Origin of the sequence: Rothia sp. CCM 9416, assembly GCF_048513535.1 — a bacterium.
Classification (GTDB): domain Bacteria; phylum Actinomycetota; class Actinomycetes; order Actinomycetales; family Micrococcaceae; genus Rothia.
The window spans coordinates 1-11,384 of record NZ_JBLXXR010000001.1; the positions used below are offsets into that span (position 1 = coordinate 1).

Annotated in this window: 13 protein-coding genes and 1 tRNA gene; 13 read left to right on the plus strand and 1 reads right to left on the minus strand. The window is 56.8% G+C overall.

Annotation, left to right across the window (positions count from 1 at the left end; all coding sequences use genetic code 11):
- Positions 1 to 322 precede the first annotated feature (322 nt).
- The 13 genes from ACN080_RS00005 (at position 323) to ACN080_RS00065 (ending at position 10,947) form a co-directional block, all read left to right on the plus strand.
- The gene (locus ACN080_RS00005; protein ID WP_419111201.1) at positions 323 to 1,210 is read left to right on the plus strand and encodes a DsbA family protein; all 888 of its coding nucleotides are present in this window, start codon (positions 323 to 325) and stop codon (positions 1,208 to 1,210) included.
- Positions 1,211 to 1,345: 135 nt separating this feature from the next.
- A tRNA-Thr gene (locus tag ACN080_RS00010) sits at positions 1,346 to 1,419 on the plus strand.
- A 333-nt stretch (positions 1,420 to 1,752) separates the two neighbouring features.
- Positions 1,753 to 2,508, plus strand: a complete 756-nt coding sequence (locus tag ACN080_RS00015; protein ID WP_419111210.1) for a siderophore-interacting protein — start codon at positions 1,753 to 1,755, stop codon at positions 2,506 to 2,508.
- A 137-nt stretch (positions 2,509 to 2,645) separates the two neighbouring features.
- On the plus strand, positions 2,646 to 3,449 hold the full coding sequence (locus ACN080_RS00020) for an SGNH/GDSL hydrolase family protein (protein WP_419112725.1): 804 nt from the start codon (positions 2,646 to 2,648) through the stop codon (positions 3,447 to 3,449).
- Between the two features lie 557 nt (positions 3,450 to 4,006).
- Positions 4,007 to 4,243, plus strand: a complete 237-nt coding sequence (gene rpmB / locus ACN080_RS00025; RefSeq protein ID WP_083090534.1) for a 50S ribosomal protein L28 — start codon at positions 4,007 to 4,009, stop codon at positions 4,241 to 4,243.
- 2 nt (positions 4,244 to 4,245) lie between these two features.
- Complete coding sequence (gene rpmG, locus ACN080_RS00030) at positions 4,246 to 4,416, plus strand: 50S ribosomal protein L33 (protein ID WP_185173514.1); 171 nt, start codon at positions 4,246 to 4,248, stop codon at positions 4,414 to 4,416.
- A gap of 3 nt (positions 4,417 to 4,419) precedes the next feature.
- On the plus strand, positions 4,420 to 4,725 hold the full coding sequence (gene rpsN, locus ACN080_RS00035) for a 30S ribosomal protein S14 (RefSeq protein WP_419099990.1): 306 nt from the start codon (positions 4,420 to 4,422) through the stop codon (positions 4,723 to 4,725).
- A gap of 80 nt (positions 4,726 to 4,805) precedes the next feature.
- On the plus strand, positions 4,806 to 5,093 hold the full coding sequence (locus tag ACN080_RS00040; protein ID WP_419099989.1) for an HU family DNA-binding protein: 288 nt from the start codon (positions 4,806 to 4,808) through the stop codon (positions 5,091 to 5,093).
- Positions 5,094 to 5,330: 237 nt separating this feature from the next.
- Positions 5,331 to 5,918, plus strand: coding sequence for a hypothetical protein (locus tag ACN080_RS00045; protein WP_419105452.1), 588 nt, complete (start codon positions 5,331 to 5,333; stop codon positions 5,916 to 5,918).
- A gap of 35 nt (positions 5,919 to 5,953) precedes the next feature.
- Positions 5,954 to 6,547, plus strand: a complete 594-nt coding sequence (locus tag ACN080_RS00050) for a copper resistance CopC family protein (RefSeq protein ID WP_419112513.1) — start codon at positions 5,954 to 5,956, stop codon at positions 6,545 to 6,547.
- 33 nt (positions 6,548 to 6,580) lie between these two features.
- Positions 6,581 to 7,252, plus strand: coding sequence for a copper chaperone PCu(A)C (locus ACN080_RS00055; RefSeq protein ID WP_419105451.1), 672 nt, complete (start codon positions 6,581 to 6,583; stop codon positions 7,250 to 7,252).
- 87 nt (positions 7,253 to 7,339) lie between these two features.
- Positions 7,340 to 8,683, plus strand: a complete 1,344-nt coding sequence (locus ACN080_RS00060; RefSeq protein ID WP_419111215.1) for a Dyp-type peroxidase — start codon at positions 7,340 to 7,342, stop codon at positions 8,681 to 8,683.
- A gap of 50 nt (positions 8,684 to 8,733) precedes the next feature.
- Complete coding sequence (locus ACN080_RS00065) at positions 8,734 to 10,947, plus strand: cytochrome c oxidase assembly protein (RefSeq protein ID WP_419112726.1); 2,214 nt, start codon at positions 8,734 to 8,736, stop codon at positions 10,945 to 10,947.
- A gap of 72 nt (positions 10,948 to 11,019) precedes the next feature.
- Here the strand turns inward: ACN080_RS00065 and ACN080_RS00070 are convergent, their stop codons facing one another.
- Complete coding sequence (locus ACN080_RS00070) at positions 11,020 to 11,196, minus strand: hypothetical protein (protein ID WP_419099983.1); 177 nt, start codon at positions 11,194 to 11,196, stop codon at positions 11,020 to 11,022.
- Positions 11,197 to 11,384 lie beyond the last annotated feature (188 nt).

Sequence of the window (11,384 nt, forward strand, 5' to 3'; positions counted from 1 at the left end):
CTTTAAAGAGTTACATGCTGTGAGCTTATTGAAGGCTTGCCCTACCATGCCGAGTGCCACTCAGAAGCTCAGGCTGGCAAGAACCACACGCAATGGCCTTCCACAGGCTGTCACCGCCCTGACCTTGGTACAGCTTGTCTCTAAGAAGGACGGCTGTTCTCAGCTGTCCGAACAGCTAGCTAAACCTTCCAGCTCACAACCGGCTGATACTAACCCAATATTTTCATAGGAAAGTAGCCTAGGGCGGAGGTTAGGGGACTATCGGCTCCAAAGCAAGGTAGGCTTAAAACATCAGAAACCTATACAGAAAGCGAGCATAGCTGTGTCCAAGACAAGCTCTGCAGCAGATGCCCGTGAGAAGGCCCGCCAGCTGGCAGCCCAACAGGCTAAGAAATCTGCTAAGTCATCCACTCGCTGGATCCAGTTCACCGTACTCGGTGTTATTGCCCTTATCATCGCTATCGTTGCAGTTGTTGTAATCAACGGCAACCGTAACAAAATTCCTGAAGCAGGGCCTGTCCCCACCTCTGCAAACCAGTACGGTGGCATTGTGCTTACCAAAGACGGAATCGTCCAAGGTACAAGCGCTGAGGAAAGTCGGGACAGCCAGGACCTCGGCAAGTCGGAGGCGACCTACACCAGTATTGATGGTAAAGAGACAGCTATGCCCCTGGGTGTGGCCCTGCCAGATCAAGCAAAAGACAATGGGCAACCCGTCCGACTAACCATTTTCCAGGACTTTGACTGCGTCCACTGTGCAGACTTTGAGAGCACCTACGGTGACGAAATTCAGCAGCTAGTAGATAGTGGCAAGATTACCCTAGAAATCCGTAACCTGACCTTCTTGGACGCCCACAGCCCCACCTACTACTCCTCACGAGCCAATAACGCAGCCTACTCGGTAGCTAACCAGGTTTCGGCCGACAAGTACCTAGACTTCCAACGCGAAATCTTCTCCCACCAGGGCACAGGTGGCCTCTCCAACGAAGAACTGGTTGATATTGCCTCCAAGTACGGGGCAGATGTTAAGGACGATGTCGCCAACAACACCTGGCGCCCTTTCATCAACACTGTCACCCTAGAATCTGCAAGCAACGGTATTAGCGGAACCCCCACGATCTTCGCAGACGGAGACCTCTACAACGCTACCAGCGCTGACTTCTCCCAGTGGATCAACCAGAAAATCACCGATAAGAAGATCAGCGAATAGCTGGCAAACTTAGCCCCATCCTGACGGCATCCTCAACCCAAGTTATTCGCTGAGGCTTAGAAGGCTAGAAGCAAGACCCCAAGCTCCTACCAGATATGCGTATAAGAGTAATATCCGGTATACTAGGATGTCGTTGCCTCCTTAGCTCAGCTGGCCAGAGCACCTGTCTTGTAAACAGGGGGTCACCGGTTCGAATCCGGTAGGGGGCTCTGAAATAGAGATTAAGACTGCGACCGAAGAGTGCACCATCAACCGGTGACCATTCGGTCGCAGTTTTTTTTCCTCGCGCGCTCGGAAACTGCTCCCTCATCTGGTTCGAATCCGGTAGGGGGCTCTGAAATAGAGATTAAGACTGCGACCGAAGAGTGCACCATCAACCGGTGACCATTCGGTCGCAGTTTTTTTCCTCGCGCGCTCGGAAACTGCTCCCTGATCTACTAAACTCCTCGGCTAAGTTAGGGTAGCCTAAGAAATACAGAATGAGAACAGGCTGGACTTGTAACCAGCTCAATCTAAAGACAGGCTAAGGAAGGGGCGCCGCAATGGGCAGGGGCATTAACGGGGCAATTTTGAAACTCCTACGGGCAGAAGACCTCCCCTGCACCGTCACTAAAACCTGGATGCACAGCCCTACCATGAAAGCCTTACGAATATCCTCCCCAGAGTTCCTCAGAACCTACACCCCGGCTGAAGGGGAATACCTGCGCTGCTGGTTCCCAGACCCAGACCACCCCGCCAAAGAAGTCATGCGTGGCTACACCATGATCGACATCGACCCCAAAGCCGGCGAATTCACCCTCCTCTTTCTTCTACACCAACCCGCCGGCCCAGCCAGCCGGTGGGCAGAAACTGCCGTTGCCGGTGACCGTTTTGAAGCCTCCTACTACGGCTCAAGCCCCTTCTCCCTCCCCCCAAACAAGCCTGAAGGCTTCATCTTTGTGGCAGACGCAGCAGGCATACCCTACGTCAATGCTCTGGCAGACCAGCTGGCAGACAGCTTCCCACTCAAAGTCTGGTTGCTAGACTGGCAACCCAGCCACCACCAAATCCCGCTACGCCACCATCAGAACATCACGATTGAGTGGATCCAACCCAGCGCTGAAACCTTGCTAGAGAAAGCTCAAAGCACAGACTGGAAGGGCTGGTACCCCCACCTAGTCTGCGAAGCAAAAGTCTTGTTACCCACCCGTCGCTACCTACTCAAAGAAGCTAAAATACCCAAAGACTTTATGTACGTGCACGCCTACTGGATACAGGGTAAGGAAATGGGCAAGAGCAGAGAGCTCTCAGACTCGTAAAATCCTTGGAGCGCCAATGGAGGCAGGGGATAGCAGAAAGCCAGGGGACTGATATCACGGGCAAGAGTTCTTTGCATCTCTGCAAAAAGGAGTAAAGTGGCGGGTGTACTGAGCATTTACACCTGAGAGGCACACCCATGATGTCCATTCTTGGCCGCGACGAAAGTATCCGCTATGTAGCACTGGGCGACTCTCTGAGCGAAGGCGTAGGCGACGATGCCCCCGACCGCCCCAACGGTGTACGCGGCTGGACCGACCGGGTGGCTGAACAGTTTATGCTGGCTGACCCCCAGGCTCTCTACGCTAACCTGGCAATCAGGGGCCGCCTGCTCGTGCCCATCATTGAAGAGCAGCTAGAACCCGCCCTTGAGCTTAAACCTAACCTGGTCAGCCTGATTGGGGGCGGCAACGATTCACTCCGCCCAGGCTTCGATGTTGACGCCCTCATCCAACATTATGATGCGGCCTTCAAAACCCTGCGCGACGAAAATATTGAGGTCTTTACCATGACCGGTTTTGACCCCGGACCCAAGGGCTTCTTTAGCGGCAACCGGGCCCGTGTGGCGCTCTTCAACGAGCTCTTGCGTGAAGTCGCAGAGGACCGGGGCGTGGCTATCGTCGATTACTGGCGTATGCGCGAGCTGAGAGATCTGAGGTACTGGGCACCGGACCGCCTCCATATGAACCCTGCTGGCCATACTCTGGTTGCCCGCCGGGCACTGGAAACCCTGAGCGCCGAGAACATCCGTATTGGTGACCCCGTCGTACCCGAATCAATGCCTCAGACCCGCGCCCAGGAGGCGCTGGCGAATGCAAAGTGGGCCCGTGAATTTGTGGTGCCCTGGATCGGCCGCCGTCTGCGCGGAACAAGTTCCGGCGACAACATCGCACCCAAATACCCCGAATGGACCCGCTTTGATGCGCTCCCCGAAGAGGGGTAGAAGGTAGATTAACAGCTCCCTTAAAGGATTAAAAGAGTTAAGAAGTTAACGTCACACTCAAGATTACACACGTGTAATTTAGCTTCTTGCCCTTGTGAGAGCGCGAGTTTTAAAACGCGCATAAAGAACCTGAGAGTGCCGATTAAAGCCTGAAATGACTTGCGAAAAGTTAAATAAACGGTAGAATTGACGGAAGGTTCAAGCGCAAATTTGGGCCCGAGGATTAAGCTTGCGAAGACCGGAGCAGGTAGCCCAGCACCGGCTGTCGCAAGCTTTTTATTGGGGTCTGAGCTTGCGTGGTTTCCCGTAATTACCTAGACTTTAAGGCTGTTCGTAGTGGTGGCAACACCTCTCGTTCGCCTAAGCTTCACCGTTTTTCCCGCGGCGGGGATTCACTTCGGCCTCTCACCCGAAGATGAGTCTCAAACACTCTAGCCTTGGAGAATAACCCGGTGCTCTACCTATTAGGTGACGGGACGCCCATTGCTGATTATCGGCTTCGGCTGGTAAGCGCCAACTGCGTACCGTCATTTCGTCAACATTTGGAGGAGAAAACTATGGCAGCTGTCTGCCAGGTGACCGGAGCTGTTCCCGGCTTTGGACACAGCATTTCGCACTCGCATCGCCGCAACAAGCGTCGTTTCGATCCGAACGTGCAGAAGAAGAAGTACTACGTACCCTCACTTCGTCGCAACGTAACCCTGAACGTCTCTGCAAAGGGCATCAAGGTGATCGACGCACGTGGTATCGACGCAGTAGTTGCTGACATTCTTGCACGCGGAGAGAAGATCTAAACATGGCATCAAAGGCTAAGGACGTTCGTCCTATCATCAAACTTAAGTCCACTGCGGGCACCGGCTTTACTTACGTTACCCGTAAGAACCGCCGTAACAACCCCGATCGTATGGTTCTCAAGAAGTACGATCCCGTTGTCCGTAAGCACGTTGACTTCCGAGAGGAGCGCTAAACAATGGCTAAGAAGTCCAAGATTGCTCGCAACGAGCAGCGCAAGGTCATCGTTGCACGCTACGCTGAAAAGCGTCTGGAACTGAAGAAGACCCTGGTTGACGAAAACGCAACCCCCGAAGAGCGCGAAGCAGCCCGCCTGGGTCTCCAGAAGCTACCCCGCAACGCTTCACCCGTTCGTCTTCGTAACCGCGACCAGATCGATGGCCGCCCCCGTGGCACCTTCCAGAAGTTCGGCATTTCGCGTGTCCGCTTCCGCGAGATGGCACACCGTGGCGAGCTACCCGGTGTTACCAAGTCAAGCTGGTAATCTGTAGCTGATACGGTTAGCCTTGTGAAAGGGCTAACCCAAGCCACTCACTTTTTGTAAAGTCTCAGGAGGAGCATTCCATGGCTAAGAACCGTAGCGAACTCGTAGCAGAGGTAGCAGAGAAGGCCGGCACCAGCCAGGCTGCAGTGAACGGCGTCCTTGACGCACTGTTCCAGGTCTTTGAAGCATCTGTTGCTAAGGGCGAGAAAATCACCATCCCCGGCTGGATGGCCATTGAGCGCACTGACCGTGCAGCTCGTACCGGTCGCAACCCCCAGACCGGCGAAACCATTCAGATTCCTGCTGGTCACGGCGTCAAGCTGACCGCTGGTTCAAAGTTGAAGGCAGCAGTCTCCTCCAAGAAGTAAATTCTTGAGCAGACTTTGAAAAGGGCCACCCCGAGTACGGGGTGGCCCTTTTGCTTTCTCAAACTATAATCAGGACCAAGCCGAGGGGCCTGAGACCACTAGCCTGTGAGATAATAAGCCTGTAACCCCGGGTGTTCCTAGGATCGTAGATAAATTTTTCTCCGGGGTAGGCCACCGCAGAAGATTGGGACCAAAGCTTTAATCTTCTGACCTACAGCATGAGGGAGGGGAGAAACTATGCGCCAGCGTCAGCTCATACGCGCCTGGTTCGTTGCCTGCGCAGCCACTGGCTTCGGCGCAAGCTCTCACCTGCTTGCCGGCGGGCACTTGCCCAACCCCCTGATTCTTGCTCTGGCTACCTCCCTGGCTGCTCTCCTGACGCTAGGGGCTACACGGGTCAAACTCAGTCAGTTCAGTTTGGCTACTGGTGTACTAGCCGGACAGGGCCTACTTCACGGGCTATACAGCCACAGCCAGTCGGCTACCCTGACGGCCGGCAGTCAAGTACATACGAGCCACATCCACGGCGCGCAACTGCAGGTCAGCGCCCTTCATGCCGAGCCTCAGAGCCTAGCCATGTGGTTTGGGCACCTCTGTGCTGCTCTAGCCACCTACGCTGTGCTGGCCTATGGTGAGCAGATGTACTCCCTGCTCAGGGCTCTGCTCAAAGCGGCACAGAGATTTTTCACCCCTTTCCATCTGCGCGGCTTCTTGCCCGCCAAACACCACATCCCCGGTTTCCAGCGCCCAGGCTCAATAAGGGGCGCTACCCTGGGCACCTGCCGGCTGACGCGCGGCCCGCCCGCTCTTGCTATGCACCCCTAACAACTTATGTATCGATGCGATAGCAAGGAACAATAATGACCAAGGCTCATACAGCCTCAACAACAGCTCGTGCTTTCTTAGCGGTAGCCACTTTGGCAGGTACCAGCCTGCTGGGAATAAGCGCCGCGACGGCCCATGACGAGCTTATCTCCACGAACCCTGCGGACGGCTCTAGCCTGTCCCAAGCTCCCCGCCAGCTAGAACTCACCTTTAGCGGCAACATCATGCAGATGGACGGTGCCAACCAGGTACGTGTGACCAACGCAGCCGGGGAAGACGTTACCCAGGGTGACCCTCAGGTTAAGGGAACAAGCGTAACCCAGGGCCTGACAGCAGGTGATGAGGACGAGACCTACACCGTTGCCTGGCGTGTGGTCTCATCCGACGGTCACCCGATCCAGGGAACCCTCACCTACGATGTGGGTCAGGGCGCAAGCACAGATGCTGGGTCAACTGTCACTGCTACCAATCCCAGTAGCTCAGCGGCATCGAACGTCGCTGCATCTGACCCTGTAGCCTCAGCAACAGAGGGGCTCTCGACCCCCATGAAAATTGTTCTTGCTGTGGTTGCGGCAGCCGCACTTGGTACTGCCCTGACCGTCGTACTCGCTAAAACTAAGCGCAAGTAAACCCACCAACTTTTAAACAAAGAAGATTTCACTATGTCATCACATAAGATTTACCGCCCTGCTGCCCTGGCAGCTGTCGCCCTGCTCGCTCTGACCGCCTGCGGCTCATCAGACCAGACCGCTGCCACCGGTAGCGCCACCGCTACTGCAAGCTCATCTGCCGCCAGTGCCGCTCCCAGCGCCACCAGCCAAACCGGCCTGGTCGCAGAAGAAAGCTGGATCAAAGCCAATACCAGCGATATGACCGGTGCCTTTGCCCGCATCACCAATACCGGCGACCAGCCCATCACTATCACCGGTGCCCGGAGCAGCGCTGCGGGTATGGTGGAGCTTCACACCACCGTCATCGACTCTGCTACCGGAACCAGCACCATGAAGAAAGTAGAGGGTGGCTTCACCATTGAACCCGGCGCAACCCTGGAACTGGCACCCGGTAGCGACCACATCATGCTCATGGGCATGAAGTGCTCACTGGTTGCCGGTGCAAGTGACACCATCACTCTGGAAACCTCAGCTGGTGAATACAGCTTTGACGCCGAGGTCCGTGACTACAGTGGAGCTAAGGAAGAATACGCTCCCGGTCAGGCAACAAGCCCTGCTGCTGAAACCATGGGCGACTCCACCGACCACTCCATGCACTCCATGCACTCCATGGACACCTCCGGCACCGCAAGCGCAGAAGCAACCCTGCCACAGTGCGCCTAACCCAACCCTAGCTAGCTCACGCTAGCTACTGACCTGCCCCGGTTCCGCACCGCGTTACCGGGGCAGGTACCACCAAAGGAAAACACCATGAGTAGCTCATTTAATGAGGACTTAGAACGGGCCCTGGGCGGCGCAGATAAGGCACAGGACGACGCCAGCTACAAGACAAGCCAAGACTCACCAGAACCCCGGGGTATAGACCGTCGACTAGCTCTAACCGGGGCCCTGGGCGCGGGAACGGGTGTTGCCGCTACCCTTGCCAGCCAGTACGCCGGTGCCCAGCAGACAGAGAACCAGGCCGAAACTACAGCGCCGCTTCAGAGCGCACAGGTTCCCTTTTATGGACCCCGACAGGCTGGCATCGACACGCCAGCCCCCAGCTACGCCTCTTTTATCGCTATTGACCTCAACAGCGGACTAGACCGCGAGGGTGTGCGCCGCTTACTGCGGATTCTTACCGCTGATGCGGCCCGCCTGACCGGGGGGACCGCACCCCTGACCGATCAGGAACCAGAGCTAGCTCTGGTTCCTGCCAACCTGACGGTCACTTTCGGCTTTGGCGAACGCATCTTTGACATCGTTGCCCCAGAAAAGAAACCGGACTGGCTCAAACCCCTGCCCGTTTTTGAGCAGATTGATCAGCTCCAAGACCGCTGGAAGGACGGTGATTTACTGCTCCAACTGTGCAGTGACGACCGTTTTACCCTAGCCCATGCCCAGCGCGTCCTGCTCAAGAACATTCGTACTTTCGGGTCGGTACGCTGGGTTCAGGAGGGCTTCCGCCGCGCCTACGGCAGCCAAAACCAAGGCCAGACCATGCGCAACCTCTTTGGGCAGGTGGACGGCACCATCAATCCATCCGCCCAGGACGGCTCTATGGACTCCTTTGTCTGGGGTAATCACGAGGAACTGAGCCCCTGGGAAGAGGGCGGGGCCTCCCTGGTGATTCGACGTATTCACATGAACCTGGATACCTGGGACCAGGCGGATCGTCCTGCCCGCGAGGACGCTATCGGGCGCAACCTCACCAACGGCGCGCCCCTAACCGGCACCCAGGAACGTGACCCCGCTGACCTGTCGGCAACTAACGACATGGGCTTCACCGTCATTGCGCCCTACGCCCACATTCGCAGGGCTGCGCCCCAAAAACGGGTGGAACAGATACTCCGCCGGGGCTACAACTACGACGAGCCAGTCCAGAACGCCTCAGGCTTCTCTGAGCACCACCAAGCAGAGGGCGGGGTCAGCTCATCGGGCCTCATCTTCTGCTCTTACCAGGCTAACCCCCTGACCCAGTTCCTTCCCATTCAGCAACGGCTGGCTGAACTGGATATGCTCAACACCTGGACCGTTCCGATCGGGTCTGCGGTCTTTGCCCTGCCCGCCGGGTGCTCCGAAGGCGGGTTTATCGGCGAGAGCCTTTTCCGCTAAACCACCCCCCCAGGCAGACTTAGCTTGAGAGAGAAGGCAGGACACACACCATGACAGCGCAGAAGACAGGCAAGGAATCGCGGGGATCCTACAGCTCACCTACCGCAGGCCGGATTCGACCGGCAGGCACAGGGGAGGGGCTTGCTGGAAACTTGATTTGGGCTTTCCCTGTTGTAGCCCTCGTGGCCCTGGTGATTAGCATGGCGGTGACCGGTATTAACACCGGCACCGACCTGGCCGATGCTGGCCCGGTAGTGCGCTGGGGCCTACCCGTAGCTGAGACAGTTCAAAACTTTGCTATGGCCACGACCATGGGTGCCCTGCTGTTTGCTCTGGGGCTGGTTCCTCGGTTCCTCGACTCTGCGCGGGGGCGGGTCAATGTCAACATGGCCCATGCATCTACTGCCCGCCAGCGTGAAAAGAACCTGCACCGTCCAGAGCACCCGGCCTTCATCGCGATCATGAACCTGGCCTCAGCGGCCTCGGTTACCTGGACCCTGACCGCTATCGCGGTACTGATTTTTAGCTATGCAGATATCTCGGGCCGTGCCCCCTCAGGGAGTGCAGACTACACCTCCGAGCTGATCAGCTTCATGACCACCATCGACTCGGGTAAAGAAAAGGCCACCATGATTGTGGTTGCGGCAGTCGTCGCTACCCTGGTTTTTGCTGTGCGGTCCCTGACCGGCCTACTCCTAACCTTTGGCCTTTCCCTGATAGGAATTGTCACCATGGCCCTGGGCGGTCACTCTTCTGGCGGTGATGACCACATGGGAGCTGTGAACTCTCTGGGACTGCACCTACTCGGCGTGGTGCTCTGGTGCGGCGGGCTCATCACCCTGGCCTACATCTGCCGCACAATTTCAGCAAAGGACGCCGGTAGCGGCACCCTGGTAGAAACCAAACGCGGGCAAGAAACCGCCACCTCACGCAGGGCACCACTGGCCCTTGCTGTTCTACGCCGTTATTCAACTCTTGCGCTCTTTGGCTTTATTCTGGTTTTACTCTCCGGTATGGTGAACGCCCTGGTACGGCTCAACCACCTAGGTGAACTTTTCACTACCACCTACGGTGCCTTGGTACTGGCCAAGCTCACCCTGACCCTGGCATTGGGTGCCTTGGGCGCTATCCACCGCCTGCGCCTGATACCCCAGATGCAGGCAGGAAACCTGGGGGCGGCACGCGGCATCTGGTCAGCCATCCTGTGCGAGCTGGTACTCATGGGCATCACCAGCGGTCTAGCCGTTTCCCTCTCACGTACCCCGCCACCTGCCCCAGAAACCCTGCCCACCGGTGCGGAACCGGTCCGCATCATCACCCTCTACGACATGCCCCCCGAACCCCATGTAGCCGAGTGGTTCACCCAGTGGCGCTTTGACTGGTTCTGGGTCGCTTTCATCTCTTGCGCAGGTTTTTCCTACCTATGGGCACTGCTCAAAGTTCGCCGTGTGGGCGGTAAATGGCCCATCGGGCGTACCCTATCCTGGTTCTTCGGGCTTTTTATCCTGCTCTACATCACCTCTGGTGCCCTGACGGTCTACGCCCGTGTACTTTTCTCAGCACACATGGTTGAGCACATGTTCCTGACCATGGTCTGCCCTATCTTCCTGGTGCTCGGAGCCCCCATTACCCTGCTCCTGCGCGCTCTAGAGCCACGGCAGGACGGCACCCGCGGCCCCCGCGAATGGATCCTGCGACTGGTTCACTCCGGCTGGTCAAAGGTCATCACCCACCCCATCTTCGCGGCGGTGAATTTTGCTGGCTCCATTGTGGTTGTCTACTTTACCCCGCTCTTCGGGGTCATGCTCCGCTACCATGTAGGCCACGAATTTATGCTGATTCACTTCCTGATTACCGGCTACATCTTTAGCCTGGTGCTCATCGGGATCGACCCCATCCCCTACCGCCCAGCCCACCTCATGCGACTTCTGCTGATCATCGCGACCCTGGGTTACCACGCCTTTGTAGGGATCGCCATCATGCAAATGGATACCCTCCTTCAAGCCTCCTGGTTCGGGAACCTAGGGCGGCCCTGGGGTCTATCGGCTATCGAGGACCAACAGCTAGGTGGCTCACTCATGTGGGCAATTGGCGAAATACCAACCATGGTGATTGCCGTATCTGTGGCTGTCCAATGGTCAATGAACGACAAGAAAGTCCAGCGCCGTGTGGACCGTCAAGCCGACCGCGACGGCAACGCGGAGCTCAATGCCTACAACGACATGCTAGCCAAGCTCGCTGATGAGGACTCCCGCCAGCATTAGGCAGAAAAAGTGGGGCAGGTCTTCAACAAGACCTGCCCCACGCCAATATGAGCTGGTGATAGCTCATCAAACCTAGGATGCCTTGCCCCAGGGCTTGGCGCTCTGCTCATCACTTTCAGCGCGGTGAGCAGGAGAAATAACAGAAACAGCCCCATCGAACTGCGGGGTGACCTGCTCCAAGCGGGCAGAAATTCTGGCAATTTTTTGGTACAGGGCAGATGAGGGGCAAGAATCGGTCTGTTGAGTCATAGGGAGCCTCCAAACAGCAGGGACAGGTGGGAAGAGCTACCGGCGGTAGAGAGTGGGAAGACCAACCGCAGGTCTGCTTTACCATCACTATAGCCAGTAGGTATGCAGGTGACATGGGGGTTCTCTGTCAAAAGCCTGAACGTCCCACCATATATGGGGACAAGGTGCTTCTACCGACCAGGGGTTAC

Excerpts from the sequence above, each read along its gene's own strand:
- ACN080_RS00015 (WP_419111210.1), top strand. The coding sequence starts at position 1,753 with ATGGGCAGGGGCATTAACGGGGCAATTTTGAAACTCCTACGGGCAGAA.
- ACN080_RS00020 (WP_419112725.1), top strand. The coding sequence starts at position 2,646 with ATGATGTCCATTCTTGGCCGCGACGAAAGTATCCGCTATGTAGCACTG.
- rpmB (WP_083090534.1), top strand. The coding sequence starts at position 4,007 with ATGGCAGCTGTCTGCCAGGTGACCGGAGCTGTTCCCGGCTTTGGACAC.
- rpmG (WP_185173514.1), top strand. The coding sequence starts at position 4,246 with ATGGCATCAAAGGCTAAGGACGTTCGTCCTATCATCAAACTTAAGTCC.
- rpsN (WP_419099990.1), top strand. The coding sequence starts at position 4,420 with ATGGCTAAGAAGTCCAAGATTGCTCGCAACGAGCAGCGCAAGGTCATC.
- ACN080_RS00040 (WP_419099989.1), top strand. The coding sequence starts at position 4,806 with ATGGCTAAGAACCGTAGCGAACTCGTAGCAGAGGTAGCAGAGAAGGCC.
- ACN080_RS00045 (WP_419105452.1), top strand. The coding sequence starts at position 5,331 with ATGCGCCAGCGTCAGCTCATACGCGCCTGGTTCGTTGCCTGCGCAGCC.
- ACN080_RS00050 (WP_419112513.1), top strand. The coding sequence starts at position 5,954 with ATGACCAAGGCTCATACAGCCTCAACAACAGCTCGTGCTTTCTTAGCG.
- ACN080_RS00055 (WP_419105451.1), top strand. The coding sequence starts at position 6,581 with ATGTCATCACATAAGATTTACCGCCCTGCTGCCCTGGCAGCTGTCGCC.
- ACN080_RS00060 (WP_419111215.1), top strand. The coding sequence starts at position 7,340 with ATGAGTAGCTCATTTAATGAGGACTTAGAACGGGCCCTGGGCGGCGCA.
- ACN080_RS00065 (WP_419112726.1), top strand. The coding sequence starts at position 8,734 with ATGACAGCGCAGAAGACAGGCAAGGAATCGCGGGGATCCTACAGCTCA.
- ACN080_RS00070 (WP_419099983.1), bottom strand. The coding sequence starts at position 11,196 with ATGACTCAACAGACCGATTCTTGCCCCTCATCTGCCCTGTACCAAAAA.